This window comes from Nonomuraea turcica, assembly GCF_030718205.1.
GTDB lineage: Bacteria > Actinomycetota > Actinomycetes > Streptosporangiales > Streptosporangiaceae > Nonomuraea.
On the sequence record NZ_JAUZQF010000002.1, the window covers coordinates 268,367 to 285,029 of the forward strand.

The following is a 16,663-nucleotide window of genomic DNA, read 5'->3' on the forward strand; positions in this document are numbered from 1 at the left end:
TCGCTGTCGATCTACCTGACTATTGTGATCTCCATCTGTCGGAGGGGAGCACAGCTGATGGCTACGGGCGGGTCCGAGGCGTCTCTGGGAAGCCGGTACGTCCTTCTGGACGAGATCGGCGCCGGCGCGATGGGGACTGTCTGGCGGGCACGGCACCGGGACACCGGGGAGATCGTGGCGGTGAAGCTGCTGCGCGACAGCCTCGCCGGCGACCAGGACCTGGTTCTGAGGTTCGTGCAGGAACGCAACGTGATGCGGACCCTACGTCATCCCAATATCGTCACGGTGCGCGACTTCGTCATCGAGGGAGAACGTCTCGCCCTCGTGATGGACCTCATCGAGGGCGGCGATCTCCGTACCCTCCTCCACCAGCGCGGCACCCTGCGTCCGGCGGAAGCGGCCCGGCTGATGGGCCAGGTCGCCGACGCGCTGGCGGTCGCGCATGCCGTGGGCATCGTGCACCGTGACGTCAAGCCGGGCAACGTCCTGATCGACGCGGCCACGGGACAGGTGAGACTCTCGGACTTCGGCGTGGCCCGCATCGTCCACGGCCCGGGCCTCACGCAGACCACCTCGATCATCGGCACACCCGTGTACCTGTCCCCCGAGGTGGCCGAAGGCGGCGCTCCCACTCCGGCGGTGGACGTGTACGCCCTGGGTCTGATCTTGTACGAGCTGCTCGCCGGGCGCCCGCCCTTCGTCGGCGACCACCCGATGGCGCTGCTCAGGCAACATGCGATGGCCATGCCGCGGCGGCTGCCGGGAATGCCTGACGCCCTGTGGTCGGTCATCTCGGCCTGCGCCGGGAAGGATCCGGCCGGACGTCCCAGCGCCCGGCAGGTGGCGATGGCGCTGAGCGAGGCGGCGCCGTCGCTGGCCGAGTGGCCCGCCCTGCCTCCGGTCCCCAGGCAGGAGGCGCCGTCCGTGACCTCCGAGTCCCTCCCTTCGCCGCCTCCTGCGCCCGCTGCCGGAACGGACGGCGTCTCCACCGCAGCCCGGACCTCCCCGGCCGGCGACGGGACCGTGGCCTCGACTCGGCGCGGACGATCCCGGCAGCGGCTGGTCATCGTCGCGACCACCTGCATGGCGCTGGTGCTCAGCGCGGCGGCAGTGGCCGTCGTGGCACCATGGCGGGCACCGGATGCGGGGGCCGCCGCGCCCGTTGCGGCCGGCGCCTCGATCCCATCGACCGACGATCCGCCCGCGACAGCCGGCACCCCGTCCACCGCGAAGGAAATCTCCCCAGCGCGTTCACCCAAGCTACGGACGGAGCGGAACCCTACCCCGGAGACAACCGTTTCCGAACCGCCCACCCCGCCGCGTTCGACCAAGCCGGAGACGACCCGCGTCCGAACTCCCCAGCCGAAACGATCGACGCCCACGGCGGTCGAGCCGACGGACGACAAGCGCACGCCCGAACCCGCGGACCCGACGCCGAGCTGGCGATGCCGTGCCTGGGTCTCCACGGGCACCGGCAGCGGCACGGAGATGTCGCCCTGTATGGCCATGGTGGGCGATACCTTCTACCTGCAAGGGCGGATCAGAGGATCCAGCTCGGTACGTTCGGACATCCACGTCCAGTTGTACAACACCGACGCGGATACCAACATCTCGCAGCCCTTCATCTGCACGAACGTCTCCCCCTCGAACGCGGGTGGGATCGCCACCTGCGGCCCGTTCAAGGTCACGGCTCCGCGCACCGGAGCCAAGACCGACGTACGCCAGCGGTGGAGGAGAACGGGCACGGCCGCTTACGGCGGCGGCGCGGAGAGCCCCTGGGTCCTCTGGTAGACGACGCCCGCCGGGCAGGCGGGGAACAGCGGGCGGGTGCCCGTGGACCAGGCGTCGGGGTCGGTGAATCGGCACCCGTAGCCGGGGTTCGACACGGTGGCCGCGTCGGTCACGTCGTCCCCGGCGGGTCGCGGGCTGCCGCGTTCCCATCGGACCAGGTCGTCCCAGGCGGCCCCGACCTCGGCGTCGCTGAACTCGCAGTGCCCCACCGCCCGGATCGCCCGCTGCACCAGCAATCCGTCGCGCCCGTGACGGGACACGTCGGCCCGGTAGTGCTGCTCCATGGAGAACGGCACGAAGTTGTCACCCAGGTTGTGCAGCGAGAGCACGGGCACGTCGATCCTGCCGGAGACGGCGGGCACGGCGGTCAACCGGTGTGTCCTGCGCGCCACCGGATCCTCGGGAGGCACCCGCTGCACGCTCGCGTCGACGTTCACCGGCGCGTCCGGCCGGTAGCTGGTGTCGAGGTTCGTTGCCACCCTGCCCGGCTCCTGTGCCAGCGTGCCTTCCCCCGCCGGTCCCGCGAGCCCGAACAGGAAGTCCTTCCAGTACGCGAAGGCGGCATGCGCCCCGGGACGCTCGCCGCCGCCGAGGTTGACGACGATGGCGCGGAACTGCTCGCCGAGCTCGTTCACCGGACCCGAGCCGGCCAGCCCCAGCCGTTCCTGGATCTTCGGCACGGCGGAGGTGGCGTAGTCAGCGGGGAACGGGTAAGCGGGCACGTCCGCCAGATCCTGCGCGACGAGGTGGTAGTCGAGGAAGAAGTCGAACAGTTCGTGGTCGCCGAGCACCCCGCACATCGGCAGGGCCGCGTCGTAGTAGCCCGGATACTGCTCGAGTGAGCGGACCGTGACATGACCGCCCATGGACACCCCGGCCAGGAACGTCCGCCGCGGCTTGCCCACCACGCGCCCGAAGTGATCGGCAAGGTCGCGGGTGCTCAGCACGCCGGCCCGCACGTCATAGTCGTTGGCGTAGTAGGAGGACGCGGCCCACGCATAGCCCTGGTCCAGCAGGCGCCGCCGCAACCCGTAGCCGGGCGGATCCACGGTGAGCACCCGGGTGTCGCCACGGAACCCGTGGGCCCACATCAGCAGAGCGCCGTTCCACCGTGGCGGCACCTCGATGTCGAAGGCCGCATGCCCGTGCACCCCCTGCAGGACCCGGCTCGGCCGTCCGCCCACGATCATGGGCTCCAGGGGCGGGTTGTCGATCGTGTAGCCGGGTAACGGCTGGTCGTCCCGTACGTGCCCACCGGGCGCCGCGTCCGCGGCGGTGGAGGTGAGCAGCACGGCCGATAACGCCATGGCGGACAGGATCAAGCTCCGACGGCGCATCTGCCGTCACCTCCGGGGCGACCTGCTCGGGCGGGTGATGATTCGTTCATACTCCGAGCGGCCGTGCAGAGGAAGGGTCCGCTGAGCGGCCCTGCAGAGGAAGGGCCCGCCGGGCGCCGGCTACCCCTGCGCCGGCTCGGCGGCGCCGTACGCGTCGTGCCAGTTCCACCACTCGTACGGCGGGGTCTGGGGATAGCCTTCGGGCGAGTCCTCCCACTCCTCCTGCCGTCCGAGCGCGGTCATGTCGAGGTAGCTCCAGGTGCTCCCCAGCGCCTCGTCGCCGCGGTTGTTGATGAAGTAGGTGCGGAACACCCTGTCGCCGTCGCGGATGAACGCGTTCGTGCCGTGCCATTGGTCCACGCCGAAGTCGGCGTCGAACTCGTCGGTCAGCGTGTACCAGGGCATCGTCCAGCCCATCCGCGCCTTCACCCGCTCGATGTCCGGCTGGGGCGCGCGTGAGACGAAGGCGAGGGTGGTGTCGCGGGCGTTCAGATGGGCGAGGTGGCCGACATGATCGGCCACCATGGAGCAGCCGACGCACGCGTGGTCGGGCCAGCCCTCCACGCCGGGATCGAAGAAGGCCCGGTAGACGATCAGCTGACGGCGGCCCTCGAAGAGGTCCAGCAGGCTCGCCCTGCCCTTGGGTCCGTCGAACGCGTAGTCCTTCTCCACCGCCATCCACGGCATCCGCCGGCGCTCCGCGGCCAGCGCGTCCCGGGCGTGGGTCAGCTCCTTCTCCTTGACGAGCAGCTGCTCGCGCGCTGCGTCCCACTCTCGCGGTGTGACGATCGGTGGTGTCTTCATGATGTTCACCTTCCTTGGTCAGCCGTGCCGTCTCGGTCTTCGCCGCGCGGAATTGTGGCGTCTTTGCGCGCGTCTCGGTCAAGGTGGTCCTTCAATGCCCCGAGCGGGCTGTCCCAGTCGCGGGCCAGCGCGGCCAGGAACTGCTGCGCCACCCGCATCGGCGCGGAACGCAGCCGGTAGCGCACCCGGCGCCGCTCCCCCGGCTCTGCCGTCACCAGGCCGGCCTCGGCCAGCAGCGCCAGATGCTTGGCGATCGCCTGCCGCGTGATCGGCAGCCGGCCCGCCAGGTCGGTGGCCGTGGCCGGCCCCTCTGCGGCCAGCGCGGCCAGGATGGCCCGCCGGCTCGGGTCGGCCAGTGCTATGAAGACCTGCTCGGCGATCGCCTCGCTATCAGCCGGCATCGAGGTGGCCGGCCAGTTCGCCGAGCTCGCGCGCCCACCCCTGGACGTGGCCGTCGTACGCCTCGCGGTAGACATCCTCCGGCAGCTGGGCGAAACCGGTCTCGACCACCCGCAACCGGGTGCCCGCACCGGCCGGTTCGAGCGTGAACTCGACATAGGTGCGGCGCGGATCATCGTCGGGCAGCTCGTGGATCTGCCAGGTGAACCCGAACACCGTCGGCTCCTCCACCCGTTCCACGCGCATGTCGACCGCGGACCCGTCGGACCACCTCATCTGGGCCGCCCCGCCCGGGCGCAGGTCGATCGTCGCCTCGTTGCCGAACCAGGCGCCCAGCCCTTCGGCCGTGGTGAGCGCCGCCCACACCTTGTCCGGCGGGTGAGCGAGCTCTACGGTCCGCTCGATGCGATCAGGGAAACCCATGGACAACCTCTAACAAGTAGCAACCGTTCGGTTGCCACATTATGGCAACCGAACGGTTGCGTCAAGAGGAGTGCGTTGTCAGGACTGCGTACGGGACCACTGCTGGTGGGTGCCGCTGCCGCAAGCCCACTGCTGGATGTCCGCACCGTCGGCCGTGGAGGCGTTGGCCACGTCCAGGCACTTGCCGCTGTGGCGGGCCCTGAGCTGGAAGAAGCTGCCCGTGGCTACCCACTGCCACTGCTGGTTGGTACCGCCGCCGCAGGTGTACTGGATGACGTTCGCCCCATCCGCCGTGGAGCCGCCGGCCACGTCCAGGCACTTACCGCTGTTCTGGCTCACCAGCCGGTGATAGCCACCGCCGACGTCCTGGAACTGCCACTTCTGGTTGCCGCCGCCGTTCCACGGATACTGCTTCACCTCGGCGTTGTTCGCCGTCGAGGCGCTGACGACGTCCATCACCTTGCCGCTGTGCCGGGCGGTGATCCGGTAGGAGGGCGTGGAGCCGCTGCCGGTGATGACGCCGGTGGCGGTGTCGATGGTGATCTGCGGGTACCAGGTGAGGCTCATGCTGGTGGCGGACGGGAACGTGATCGGTAACCAGACGTACTGGGAATCGTTGACCGGTCCGCCCCAGGCGCCGGCCCAGCGGTCCCCCATGTACAGGTAACCAGTGGTCGACGAGCCCTGGATCGGCAGCACATACGCCGGTTGGGAGCTGAACGTCGTACCGTCGCCGACGTTGGTCCACCCGGTCCATGGGCCGGAGATGCTCGACGCGGTGGCGTAGCGCGCCTGGTTCGGGTTCCAGCCCGTCGCTCCCGAGGTCAGCAGGAAATAGACGTTGCCCCTTTTGAACAGGGCGGGCGCCTCACGGTGGGCGTCGTTCCAGAAGTTGCCCACGAGCGAGCTGACGTTCAGGTAGTCCGGCGTGAGCCGGTAGATGTGCAGGTCGTAGTTCTCATCCGCCGCCGAGATCATGTAGGCCGTGCCGTTGTCGTTGTAGAGCGTGATGTCCCGCGACATGTGCTGCCCCAGCGGGCGGAAGCTGCCGTGGTAGGTGTAGGCGCCGTCCACGGTCGCGGAGGAGGCGACGGCGGCGCGCGCCTCGCTGTAATTGGATCCGTTCTCCTTGTGCATCCACATGACGAATCTGCCGGTGGAGCTGTTGTAGATGACCTTCGGTCGTTCGATGTTGGCGACGTTGAGCTCGGCGTGTGACGACTGGGTGAGGACGTTGTTGCGGAACTCCCAGTTCAGCAGGTCCGTGGACCGGTAGACCGAGACCGCGCGGAAGGTGTTGTCGGCATGGCGGTGCTCGCCGAACCAGTAGTAGTAGTCGCCTGACTTCAGCACGCCGCCGCCATGGGCGTGCAGCACATTCCCGCTGGTGTCACGGAACTGGGTGCCGTTGGTGATGGTCACCGGAGCCGCGTGTGCCGGTGACCCGGCATGGACGACGACGGCACCGGCGAGCAGCACGGTTGCCGCGACCGCCCGCGACAGGCTCATGAGGTGCGCACGTAACCCTGTGATCATGCCGATCCTCCGTTGTCAGAACGAAGATCAATGTTCGCGCTAACATGCCGTGCCGACGTACACCCACATTTCTGACGCGTTTCGCAGAGTGTCATGGCGCCCAACAAGATTGTCAATGCTCTGTCAACTGTTACCAGTGGGATTGCAGTGGCTTCCAAGGTCTGCTCGCGATCATGTGGCTTTCCAGAGCAGAGAAGAGGACCCCCATGAAGAGGACAGCGTTGCTGCTGGGCGCTGCGGTGCTCAGCGGCCTGCTGGCCGCTCCTCCCGCGCTCGCCGCGCCGGCGATCAAGACGGCGGTGGCGCAGGTCAAGGCAAGCCCCGCCCATCGTTCCGGCGGGTGCCCCACCACGGTCGGCTTCTCCGCCGTGGTGGCGGCCAAGGGCAAGGGCACCGTGCGCTACCGGTGGGTGCGCGGTGACGGCAGCAAGGGCGCGATCAAGAGCTTCCGCGTCAACGGCGCACGCAAGGTCGTGGTACGCGATCGGCAGACGTTCGACCGCACGACGTCCGGGTGGCAGGCGGTGGAGATCGTCGGTAAGCGGGGATTGTCGAGCAAGGCCCGGTTCAGCATCGCCTGTGAGGGACCCGCCACGGTGTGGGACTCCTCCCACCCGCTGCCCGCAAACCCGGGCAAGCCGTTGGAGTCCGCCGCCGACGTCGACGTCCGCCCGGCGACCCACAACGGCGCCTGCCCGACGACGGTGACGTTCACCGCCACCATCCAGGTGTCGCGGACCCCGGCCAAGGTCGACTACCAGTGGATCGACAGCGCCACCGGCGAGGGACGGCCGGCGTCGCTCTACTTCGCCGCCGGCGGCCCGCACCTGCGCCAGGTCACCCTGCCGCTCAGCGTGGGGAACACCATGAGCGGCTGGAAGGCCATCCACATCCTCAACCCCGGCGGCCACGACTCCGGGCGGGCGGCGTACCACGTGACCTGCAAGCCCGGTCCGACCCCGACTCCCACCGGCACTCCCACCCCGACCGGCACCCCGACCGGCACTCCCACCCCCACCGGCACTCCGACCGGCACTCCCACGCCCACCGGCACCCCCACCGCCACCGCCACCGGCACGCCGACCTCGACGCCCACAGGCCAGCCCGGTCAGAAGCCGACGGCGCAGATCCTCACCTTCTGGCCCGGGGACTACGAGGGAAGCTGCGCGGAGCCCATCAACTACGAGATCACGGGCACCGTCAACCTCCCGGCTGGAGCGGCGCAGAAAGTCACCTACTGGTGGCTGATGGACGGCGTGAAGTGGCGGGAGCACACCGTGGACTTCCCGGCCAGCGACCAGCCCCGGTCCCAGTACACCTCCGCCATCTGGCAGATCAGCGTCGGTGGCCGCCACAGCGCGGCCCTCTTGGGCGAGGGCGGCGAGCCCGCCGAGCGGCAGTTCACCGTCACGTGCAAGGAGCCCGACACCGCCAAGGTGGTCATACACAACGTGCTGACCCCCCTCTACCAGGGTGACTGCACCTCCTACTACGCGCTCACCACCAGCGCGAGGGTCGTGTCCGACCGGGACACCGAGATCAGCTACCGTGTCGTGGTCGACGGCAAGCCCGGCGAGACCAGAACCGAGAAGCTCCATGCCGGGCGGCCCCAGTCGATCGGCGACTTCTGGTACGACTGGACGAAGCAGACCAAGAGCGGCACCATCCGCATCGAGCTGCTCAACCAGAACAAGGCGGCCAAGGAAGCCCCCTACCGCCGCACGTGCTGGACGCAGACTCCCGAGCCCGGCACGGTACGGTTCGCCAGCTTCACCCCGATGGCCTACTACGGCGACTGCGCCGAGGCGCCCTACCCGACCGCCCACGCCACGCTCCTCGCCGCCCCGGGAACGGAGATCTCCTACCGGTGGGTCGTCGACGGCAAGCCGCAGGACACCTTCACGCGCAAGATCGGAAGTGGCGGGTTCCTGCAGGCGCAGGCCTTCCACTGGCACCGGAACCCGAAGACCGACGGCGTCGTCCGGTTTGAGGTGCTGAACCACAACAAGCCGTTGATGGAGGCCGCCTATCCGATCCACTGCCAGAGCTGACGTCCGGATCTGCCTGGCTCGCCGCCAAGCGGGCCAGGTCGGGCCTGCACCTCCTGCAGGGCAGCGCGGCAGCACGCCGGCCGTATAGTCGAATTCATGAGCACCAAAGGGACGTCCTCACCGGCGGCCGAGCACGCCGAGGGAGATTTCGGCTGGTCCCTTGGAGTGCTGTTGCGGGCGCTCCACGGCTCGCTGGAGTCGGTGCTGGGTGACCTGCCGCACGGGCCGCGTGGCTATCAGACGCTGTCCACCGTGGTCCACGGTGATCAGCCCAGTCAGCTGGCGCTGGCGGCGCATCTGGGCATCGACAGGACCGTGCTGACCTACCTCATCGACGACCTGGTCGAGGCGGGCCTGGTGGAGCGCCGGCTCAACCCGGCCGACCGGCGGCAGCGCAAGATCGTCGCCACCGACAAGGGGGCCGCCACGCTGCGCGATCTCGAGCAGCGGGTGCGGGCGGTCGAAGACCGCGTTCTCGAGGTGCTGGACGCCGACGAGCGTGAGGTGTTCCGCAAGCTGCTGCGGCGGGCGGCCTGCGGCGTGCGTGACATCGAGGCGGACACCGATCCCTGTGTAGTGGTCGAAGAGGTGCTCGGCACCGGTTCCGCCACCCCCGGCGCGTAGCAGCATGGCTTCATCGCGGCCTCAGGCGCTTCTGCGCCGGAGGCCGCGGTCGCGTTGCCAGGGCCTGGAATAGCCGAGACAGATCTGTGGTTTGGCAACACATATTCTCTACATACAGTTTGTGCAGCCACACATCTGTAACAGATCGATGAACGGGGAACTCATGGCTGACTACGGCCACGACCTGCTGTTCGGGTCGTTCATCACCCCTGCCAACACCGCTCCTGAGCAGGTGCTGGACCTGGCGCAGGCCTCTGAGGAGGCGGGACTGGACCTGGCCACCTTCCAGGACCACCCCTACCAGCCGGGCTTCTTGGACACCTGGACGCTGCTGAGCTACGTCGCGGCCCGCACGGAGCGGATCCGCGTCACGGGCAATGTGATCAACCTTCCGCTGCGGCCACCCGCCGTGCTCGCCCGCGCGGCGGCGAGCCTGGACCTGCTCAGTGGCGGCCGCTTCGAGCTCGGGCTGGGCGCCGGGGGGTTCTGGGACGCCATCGAGGCCATGGGCGGCCGCCGGCTGAGCCCTGGGCAGGCCGTGGACGCGCTCGATGAGGCCATCGACATCATCCGCGGCGTCTGGGACGTGGACAACAAGACCCGTCTGCGCGTGGACGGCACGTATTACCAGGTCGAGGGCGCCAAGCGCGGCCCCGCCCCGGCGCACGACATCGGGATCTGGCTGGGCGCCTACAAGCCCCGGATGTTGCGGCTGATCGGCCGCAAGGCCGACGGCTGGATGCCGTCGTTGCCGTACGTCCAGAGCCTGGACCAGCTCGCCGAGGCTAACGCGACCATCGACGCGGCCGCCGTCGAGGCCGGCCGCGATCCCTCCGCCATCCGCCGGCTGCTCAACATCGGCGGGAAGTTCGGCCCGCCCAGCGACCGGCTGCTGTCGGGCTCGCCCGAGCAGTGGGCCGAGCAACTCGCCGCGCTGACCCGGCAGTACGGCTTCTCTGGCTACATCATCATGGGTGACGACCCGGCGACCCTGGAGATCTTCGGCCGGCAGGTCGCGCCGGCCACCCGCGAGCTGGTGGCCGCCGCCCGCCAGGCGAAGGCAGGGGTCTGACGTGGACTACGGCCAGCCGCTGCGGTTCGGCGCCTTGATCGACGCCTCCTCGCCGCAGGAGGCCGTCGCCCACGCCACGCTGAGCGAGGAGCTCGGCCTCGACCTGGTCGCCGTCGGCGGCCCGGATGACGACGACCACGACGATGCCGTGCTCGATGTGTGGACGCTGATGAGCTGGGTCGCGGCCCGCACCCGCACGATCGGCATCACCGGCGTGCTCGACGCCGGAGCGTGGCACCCCGCGGTGCTGGGCCGCTCGGCCGCCAGCCTGGACCTGCTGGCCTCCGGCCGGCTCGGCCTGGCGCTGGCCGCGTCGAGCCGGGCGCATCAGGCGGCGGGCTCCGTGGGGCTGTCTCCCGCGCAGGCCGCCGCCGCGCTGGACGAGGCGCTCGAGGTCGTGCGCGGCATCTGGGCGATCGATGAGCAGGCGCCTTTGCGCCTGGAAGGCGAGCACTACCGCCTCGACGGCGCCGAGCGGGGGCCGGCGCCTGCCCACACCGTTCCGGTGTGGCTCGGCGGCACGCAGCCGGAGCTACTGGAGCTGGCCGGCGCCCAGGCCGACGGCTGGCTGAGCGTTCTCGGCGACCTGGCGGAGCTGCCCGTCCGGCAGAAGACCATCGACGAGGCGGCGGTGCGCGCGGGACGGGACCCTCGGGAGATCCGCCGGCTGGCCGTCATCCCGGTCTCCGGGCGGCCTGGGGCCGGCGAACTGGCGGCCCTGGCCATCGAGCACGGCATCAGCACGTTCCTGCTCGCCGGCGCGGGCGTCGACGAGCTGCGCCGTTTCGCCGAGCAGACCGCGCCCGCGGTGAGGGAGGCGGTTGCCGCCGACCGCGCCGTACGCGGCCTGGCCGAGGCCACCATCCCCAGCCTGCGCGTTCGCCGGCTGCGTCATCGGGACATCGACTACGACGCCGTCCCCGCGCACCTGGCGCGGGTCGAGCCCGGTGACGCCGCGTACGCCCGCGTACGCTCGACCTACCTGCGGGGCGGATCTCCCGGCCTGGTCCTGCGGCCGGGCACACCGGGCGAGATCGCCGACGCGCTGGCCTTCGCCCGCACCCAACCGGTGAAGCTGGCCGTCCGCAGCGGCGGGCACGGCATCAGCGGCCGCTCCACCAACCACGGCGGCATCGTCATCGACGTCTCCCGCCTCAACGCCATCGAGATCCTCGACGAGCGGACCCGCCGCGTCCGCGTCGGCCCCGGCGCCCGCTGGAGCGACGTGGCAGCGGCGCTGGCCCCGTACGGGTGGGCGCTCAGCTCGGGCGACTACGGCGGCGTCGGCGTCGGCGGGCTCACCACCGCCGGCGGCATCGGCTGGCTGGTACGCGAGCACGGCCTCACGCTCGACCACCTGCGTGCCGTGGAGATGGTGCTGGCCGACGGCACCATGGTCAGGGCCGACGACACCGAGCACCCCGAGCTGTTCTGGGGCGTGCGCGGGGCGGGAGCGAACTTCGGCGTCGTCACCGCCTTCGAGTTCGAGGTGGACGAGGTCGGAGACGTCGGCTTCGCGCAGTTCGCGATGGACGCCTCCGACACGGCGGGGTTCCTGCAGAGCTGGGGCGCCGCCATCGAGGCCGCGCCCCGGGACGTCACGGGCTCGCTCATCGTCGGCCGGCCCCGCCCTGGCGAGCCGGTGATCGCCCAGCTCATGACCGTGGTGGACGCGGACGACGCCGAGACGGTGATCAGCCGGCTCCAGCCCATCGCCGCCGTGGCCCCGCTGCTCGACTACAGCATCCAGATCCTGCCGTACGCGGCGATCATGAGCGTGCCGCCCGGCACGCACGCCGGCCAGGGCGAGCCGGTGACCCGCTCCGCCCTTGCCGACCACCTCACGCCCGAGCTGGCGGACGCCGCCGCCCGTCTGATCGGCAGCGGTGAGCTTTACTTCTTCCAGATCCGCGCGGTGGGTGGGGCGGCCTCCGACGTCCCCCCGGACGCGACCGCGTACGCGGGACGGTCGGCGAACTTCCAGCTGGTGGCCTTCGGCTCCAGCCGCGCCCGGCTCGACCGCCTCTGGGATGAGCTGCGGCCGCACTTCTCCGGGATCTACATCAACTTCGAGACCGACTTGCGGCCAGAGCGCCTCCACGACGCCTACCCGGGTGAGACCCTGCGGCGGCTGCGCGTGCTCAAACGCCGCTACGACCCCGGCAACGTCTTCCGCGACAATTTCAACATCACCCCGGCAACCTGATCAGGCGGTAGCGCACCGCAACAGATCATGTGCCCCCATGAGAGAGGACCCGAGTGCCGCACTACAGCAGGCTCTGCAAGATCGTGATCGACGTCAATGAGGCCGACCATGCCAAGGAGGTCGGATTCTGGCAGGCCGCGACCGGTCAGACGCTGACACAGTTCGCCCCCTTTCCCGAATACCACGGCGCCGACCTGGGCAGCGGCGAGTTCGGGCTGCTGGTCCAGCGGCTCGAGGAGGGGCCGAGCCGGGTGCACCTCGACATCCACACCGACGACGTGGAGGCGGAGGTCGCCCGGTTGGAGAGACTGGGCGCGAAACGCGTGCAATTCGTGCACGATCGTTGGTGGGTCATGCAGGACCCGGCAGGCCTGCCGTTCTGCGTCATACCGGATCCTCCGGGCACGCTCAATGACGACAACGCCCACCGTTGGGACGACACCGAGTAGCCGGCCGACCGCTTCCGGCGTGCAGCCCGACCGCCGATCGAAGGTGGATCATAGACCGTATGAACGCCATCAGGCTCACGCAATACGGCACCGGGGGCGGCTGCAGCTGCAAGATCCCTCCCGGCGAGTTAGAGGACCTGGTCGCCGGGCTCGCCCCGGTCTCGTCAGCGACGGCGGGCCGGATACTCCTGGGGATCGACCAGGGGGACGACGCCGCGGTGCTCCAGATGGACGGCGAAGGCCGGGCCATCGTCGCGACGACGGACTTCTTCACCCCTGTCGTGGACGATCCGTACGACTTCGGAAGGATCGCGGCCACGAACGCGCTCTCCGACGTCTACGCCGTCGGCGGCGAGCCCGTCATAGCCCTGAACCTCCTCGGCTGGCCCCGCGGCGTCCTCCCCCTGGAGCTCGCCCGCGAGGTGCTGCGCGGCGGGTCCGCGATGGCGCAGGCGGCGGGGTGCCATCTCGCGGGGGGCCACAGCATCGACGACCCCCACCCCAAGTACGGGCTGGCCGTCACGGGCCTGGCCGACCCCGGCCGGCTGCTGCGCGTGGACGCGGGCGAGCCCGGGCTCCCCCTCACCCTGACCAAGCCCCTCGGCCTCGGGGTGCTCAACACGCGGCACAAGGCGACCGGGGAGGTCTTCCCCGAGGCGGTCGCCACGATGACGACCCTCAACCGTGACGCCTCCCGGCTCGCGCTGGCCGCCGGGATCCAGTGCGCCACGGACGTCACAGGTTTCGGCCTGCTCGGCCACCTCTACAAGCTGGCCAGGGCGAGCGGCGTGACCGCGGTCGTCCACAGCGCCGCCGTCCCCTACCTGGACGGAGCCCGCGAGGCCATCCGCGACGGTTACGTCAGTGGCGGATCCCGGAGGAACCTCGACTGGGTCTCCCCCCATGGCGACTTCGGCGGCCTGCCGGAGGACGAGCTGCTGCTCCTCGCCGACGCGCAGACCTCGGGAGGCCTGCTCGTCGCGGGCGAGATCCCCGGATTCCCGGTGATTGGCGAACTCGTCCCTCGCGGCGAACACCTGCTGATCGTGAAATAGCCGCGCTGATCGTGAACGAGCCGTGAGGCCCGGCTCGGGCAACCGCGCCCGAGCCGGCACCTTCAGGTTCGCGAGGTCGGGAACCGCTCGGCGAACGCGGCGCGGTTCGCCGAGTCCGGCATCCGGTCCCATACGGCGAACACCACCCGCTCGAACACCGCCGCGAAGGCGCCGCCCCCGGTCAGGTGGGCGTGGAAGGCCCCGGCGACCTCGCGTGGATCGTTGCGGAACACACCGCAGCCCCACGCCCCGAGCACCAGCGCGCGGGCGCCATGATGCGCCGCCACGGCCAGGACGCGCCCCGCCCGCTCGTGGAGCGCCTGCCGGATCCGCTCACCCGCACCCGGGTCGCGGCGCAGCACCTGGCCGGCGTTGGGCGCCGGTGAGGTGAGGAACGAGACCAGGAATGGCTCGGCCAGCAGCCGGCCGCCCTCGTCACGGTGCACCGGCACGCCGGGCGACCAGATGACGCGGTGGCTGTAGAGAAGATCGGGCGAGGCCCGGTGCGCGGCGTAGTAATCGGGCGCCTGGAGAAGGCACGGGTAGAGCAGGGCGTGGCGGCACAGGTCCTCCTCCTGGGCCTTCGCGCCGCCGAGGTAGCCACCTCCTGGGTTGCGCGCGGAGGCGAAGTTCAGCACGGCGATCCCGGCCGCCCCCTCCCGGTGCAGCCGCCGCGCCGCCTGCAGGCTGCTCTCGCCGGTGACCTCGAAGACCGTCCGGTACGCACCGGCCACCGGCCGATCCAGGGGGCCGTCCGGCGGGTGACTCACGGTTGCGGCAACCGCGGCCCGCAGCACGGCACCCACATCCACGGCCGTGCCGTCGGCGGCCGAGTACGAGCCTTCGGCAACGATCCGCTCGTTGTCGGCCGCGACCTGGCGCAATCTTCCACTCACGCGGCCCTATCGTAGATCGTCACCTCTGTTCATACGGAGTGGTTTTCTCCCGGCTTCGGCGCGGTCTGTGCGGGCGCCGCGCTGGGTCCGCCGCCGTCCCGGATCCAGACGGTCATGTCGGAGAGGCCGCGGTTGGCCCAGGAGAAGTAGGGCACCGCGGTCAGTGCGGCGCTCCGTTGGCCGGGCGAGTGGCTGCCGTACAGCTGGTCGCCGGCGGTGGCGTCGGCGGTGGCGTCGGCGTGCAGGGTGACCACGCCGGTCCGCTCGTCGGGGACTGCGCGGATGGGGACGTCGCGGGCGAGGGCGAGGGTGTGGACGGCGTGGTCGTGGTCGACGCCCTCCAGGCAGAACACGACCGGCCCGCGCTCGAGGGCGACCTTACCGGCGGCGGAGGCGACGGCGGGGTGTGCCCAGGTCCGGCGGACTTCCATGCCGAGGTCGATCTCGACCAGGTCGCCGGCCCGCCAGCGGCGGGACAGGGTGAGGTAGCCGTCGCGCAGGATGGGCTGGTGAACGGGTTCGCCGTTGACGGAGACGGCGGGTTGCCGGCTCCAGCCGGGGATGCGGATGGCCAGGGTGAACTCGGCTTCGTCGTCGGCAGGGGCGACAGTGACGGTGAGGCGGCCGTCTCGGGGATAGCTGGTGTCCTGGCGGAGGGTGACCTCACCTCCGGAGAGGGTGAAGCGTCCGGTGCCGGCCACGTACAGGTTGACGACGGCTTCGTTGGGTCCCTGGGCGTAGACGTAGCGGCCGAGCTCGCTGATCAGCCGGGCGAGGTTGGGCGGGCAGCAGGCGCAGTCGAACCATTCCTGCCGGGCGACGGTGCCGCCGCTCGCGAGGGGGTTGCCGTAGAAGTAGCGGGTGCCGTCGGCGGAGGCGCCGCTGAGGACGCCGTTGTACAGGGCGCGTTCGAGAGTGTCGATGTAGTGGCCGTGGCCGGTGAGGTTGCTCATCCGCTGCGCCCATTGGACGAGACCGATGGAGGCGCAGGTTTCGGCGTAGCCGTGGGCGTCGGGCAGGTCGTAGGCGGGTCCGAAGCCCTCGATGCTGGGGTCGGAGCCCATTCCGCCGGTGATGTACAGCTTCTTGGTGGTGAGGTTGGTCCACAGTCGCCGCACGGCTTGGAGCAGCCGGTCGTCGCCGTACTCATCGGCCAGGTCGGTCATCGCGCTGTACATGTACATGGCGCGGACCGAGTGGCCGACGACCTCGGCTTGGTCGGCCACGGGCTGGTGGCTCTGGTTGTACTCGCCGAACCGCCGCGTCTGCTCGGGTCGCCGGGGCAGCGTGGTGCCGAAGTAGCCCGGGGTGCCGCGGCGCTGCAGCTCCAGCTCGAAGTAGTAGGGCTGCTGTCCGCGCCACTCGATGAGCCGCCGGCTGAGGCCGAGGTAGCGGCGCTCGCCGGTGACGCGGTAGAGCTTGACCAGCGCGAGCTCGATCTCCTGGTGCCCGTCATAGCCTCCGGCGCAGGGGCCGTCGGGGCTGAAGACGGTGTCGATCAGGTCGGCGTAGCGCCGCACGATGTCGAGCAGCCGGGTCTTGCCGGTCGCCTCGAAGTGGGCGACGCCGGCTTCGATGAGATGGCCGGCGCAGTAGAGCTCGTGGGCGTCGCGCAGGTCGGTGAAGCGCTGTCCCGGCTTGACGACGGTGAAGTACACGTTGAGGTAGCCGTCGTCCTGCTGCGCACCGGCCAGCAGCTCGATCGCCTCGTCGACGGCCTGGTCCAGCTCGGGGTCATCGGTGGTGGCCAGGCAGTGGCTCGCGGCCTCGATCCACTTGGCGACGTCGCTCTCCCAGAAGATGTGCGGCTCGTGCGGGTCCCCCGGCCGCCACGTCAGGGTCAGCGCGTCGAACTGCTGACCGGGCCGGCGCATCTGGCCTTCTTGCTGCCGCAGCGTACGAGTGCGGATCAGCTCACGGCGCGGCGTCCAGAACCGGTCATCAATGGTCACGGCGGTCAGCGGCAGCGGTTCACGCGTGCGCATGGCAGCGGCAGAAGCGATAGTCATGAAGGCTCCCA

Annotated in this window: 13 protein-coding genes and 1 pseudogene; 7 read left to right on the plus strand and 7 right to left on the minus strand. The window is 70.3% G+C overall.

Features of this window, described 5'->3' with window-relative positions; genetic code table 11:
• Positions 1-57 precede the first annotated feature (57 nt).
• The gene (locus Q9G87_RS06955; protein ID WP_305915365.1) at positions 58-1,791 is read left to right on the plus strand and encodes a serine/threonine-protein kinase; all 1,734 of its coding nucleotides are present in this window, start codon (positions 58-60) and stop codon (positions 1,789-1,791) included.
• On the opposite strand, the gene Q9G87_RS06960 is transcribed toward Q9G87_RS06955, so the two are convergent.
• From Q9G87_RS06960 to Q9G87_RS06980, 5 genes are all read right to left on the minus strand, one after another.
• A complete protein-coding gene (locus Q9G87_RS06960) occupies positions 1,752-3,128 on the minus strand; it encodes an alpha/beta hydrolase family protein (protein ID WP_305915366.1) in 1,377 nt (458 codons plus the stop codon). The genes Q9G87_RS06955 and Q9G87_RS06960 overlap by 40 nt on opposite strands.
• Positions 3,129-3,248: 120 nt before the next feature.
• Positions 3,249-3,932, minus strand: coding sequence for a DUF899 domain-containing protein (locus tag Q9G87_RS06965; RefSeq protein ID WP_305915367.1), 684 nt, complete (start codon positions 3,930-3,932; stop codon positions 3,249-3,251).
• A 5-nt stretch (positions 3,933-3,937) separates the two neighbouring features.
• Positions 3,938-4,333 carry a helix-turn-helix domain-containing protein gene (locus tag Q9G87_RS06970; protein ID WP_305915368.1) on the minus strand — a complete coding sequence of 132 codons (396 nt, stop codon included), beginning with the start codon at positions 4,331-4,333 and terminating at the stop codon, positions 3,938-3,940.
• Positions 4,323-4,754: an SRPBCC domain-containing protein gene (locus Q9G87_RS06975; protein ID WP_305915369.1), complete on the minus strand. Its 432-nt coding sequence runs from the start codon at positions 4,752-4,754 to the stop codon at positions 4,323-4,325. The genes Q9G87_RS06970 and Q9G87_RS06975 overlap by 11 nt, the downstream gene beginning before the upstream one ends.
• A 78-nt stretch (positions 4,755-4,832) precedes the next feature.
• Entirely contained in the window at positions 4,833-6,290 is a 1,458-nt protein-coding gene (locus Q9G87_RS06980; protein WP_305915370.1) for an RICIN domain-containing protein, read from the minus strand.
• A gap of 206 nt (positions 6,291-6,496) precedes the next feature.
• On the opposite strand from Q9G87_RS06980, the gene Q9G87_RS06985 reads away from it, so the two are divergent.
• From Q9G87_RS06985 to selD, 6 genes and pseudogenes are all read left to right on the plus strand, one after another.
• Complete coding sequence (locus Q9G87_RS06985) at positions 6,497-8,341, plus strand: hypothetical protein (RefSeq protein ID WP_305915371.1); 1,845 nt, start codon at positions 6,497-6,499, stop codon at positions 8,339-8,341.
• Positions 8,342-8,437: 96 nt separating this feature from the next.
• Positions 8,438-8,965 carry a MarR family winged helix-turn-helix transcriptional regulator gene (locus tag Q9G87_RS06990; protein WP_305915372.1) on the plus strand — a complete coding sequence of 176 codons (528 nt, stop codon included), beginning with the start codon at positions 8,438-8,440 and terminating at the stop codon, positions 8,963-8,965.
• A gap of 163 nt (positions 8,966-9,128) precedes the next feature.
• Positions 9,129-10,022 (plus strand): annotated as a pseudogene (locus Q9G87_RS06995) (LLM class flavin-dependent oxidoreductase); the annotation flags it as partial.
• 16 nt (positions 10,023-10,038) lie between these two features.
• Complete coding sequence (locus tag Q9G87_RS07000) at positions 10,039-12,243, plus strand: LLM class flavin-dependent oxidoreductase (RefSeq protein ID WP_305915374.1); 2,205 nt, start codon at positions 10,039-10,041, stop codon at positions 12,241-12,243.
• A 53-nt stretch (positions 12,244-12,296) separates the two neighbouring features.
• Complete coding sequence (locus Q9G87_RS07005; RefSeq protein ID WP_305915375.1) at positions 12,297-12,692, plus strand: VOC family protein; 396 nt, start codon at positions 12,297-12,299, stop codon at positions 12,690-12,692.
• A 59-nt stretch (positions 12,693-12,751) separates the two neighbouring features.
• A complete protein-coding gene (gene selD / locus Q9G87_RS07010) occupies positions 12,752-13,747 on the plus strand; it encodes a selenide, water dikinase SelD (protein WP_305915376.1) in 996 nt (331 codons plus the stop codon).
• A gap of 62 nt (positions 13,748-13,809) precedes the next feature.
• Here the strand turns inward: selD and Q9G87_RS07015 are convergent, their stop codons facing one another.
• The gene (locus Q9G87_RS07015; RefSeq protein WP_305915377.1) at positions 13,810-14,643 is read right to left on the minus strand and encodes a TIGR02452 family protein; all 834 of its coding nucleotides are present in this window, start codon (positions 14,641-14,643) and stop codon (positions 13,810-13,812) included.
• Between the two features lie 29 nt (positions 14,644-14,672).
• A complete protein-coding gene (locus Q9G87_RS07020) occupies positions 14,673-16,652 on the minus strand; it encodes a glycoside hydrolase family 127 protein (RefSeq protein ID WP_305915378.1) in 1,980 nt (659 codons plus the stop codon).
• Between the last annotated feature and the right edge of the window lie 11 nt (positions 16,653-16,663).

What these genes read in the sequence shown, in the direction of transcription:
- Q9G87_RS06980 (WP_305915370.1), bottom strand. Translation starts at nt 6,290, where the DNA reads ATGATCACAGGGTTACGTGCGCACCTCATGAGCCTGTCGCGGGCGGTC.
- Q9G87_RS06975 (WP_305915369.1), bottom strand. Translation starts at nt 4,754, where the DNA reads ATGGGTTTCCCTGATCGCATCGAGCGGACCGTAGAGCTCGCTCACCCG.
- Q9G87_RS06955 (WP_305915365.1), top strand. Translation starts at nt 58, where the DNA reads ATGGCTACGGGCGGGTCCGAGGCGTCTCTGGGAAGCCGGTACGTCCTT.
- Q9G87_RS06985 (WP_305915371.1), top strand. Translation starts at nt 6,497, where the DNA reads ATGAAGAGGACAGCGTTGCTGCTGGGCGCTGCGGTGCTCAGCGGCCTG.
- selD (WP_305915376.1), top strand. Translation starts at nt 12,752, where the DNA reads ATGAACGCCATCAGGCTCACGCAATACGGCACCGGGGGCGGCTGCAGC.
- Q9G87_RS06960 (WP_305915366.1), bottom strand. Translation starts at nt 3,128, where the DNA reads ATGCGCCGTCGGAGCTTGATCCTGTCCGCCATGGCGTTATCGGCCGTG.
- Q9G87_RS06965 (WP_305915367.1), bottom strand. Translation starts at nt 3,932, where the DNA reads ATGAAGACACCACCGATCGTCACACCGCGAGAGTGGGACGCAGCGCGC.
- Q9G87_RS06970 (WP_305915368.1), bottom strand. Translation starts at nt 4,333, where the DNA reads ATGCCGGCTGATAGCGAGGCGATCGCCGAGCAGGTCTTCATAGCACTG.
- Q9G87_RS07020 (WP_305915378.1), bottom strand. Translation starts at nt 16,652, where the DNA reads ATGACTATCGCTTCTGCCGCTGCCATGCGCACGCGTGAACCGCTGCCG.
- Q9G87_RS06990 (WP_305915372.1), top strand. Translation starts at nt 8,438, where the DNA reads ATGAGCACCAAAGGGACGTCCTCACCGGCGGCCGAGCACGCCGAGGGA.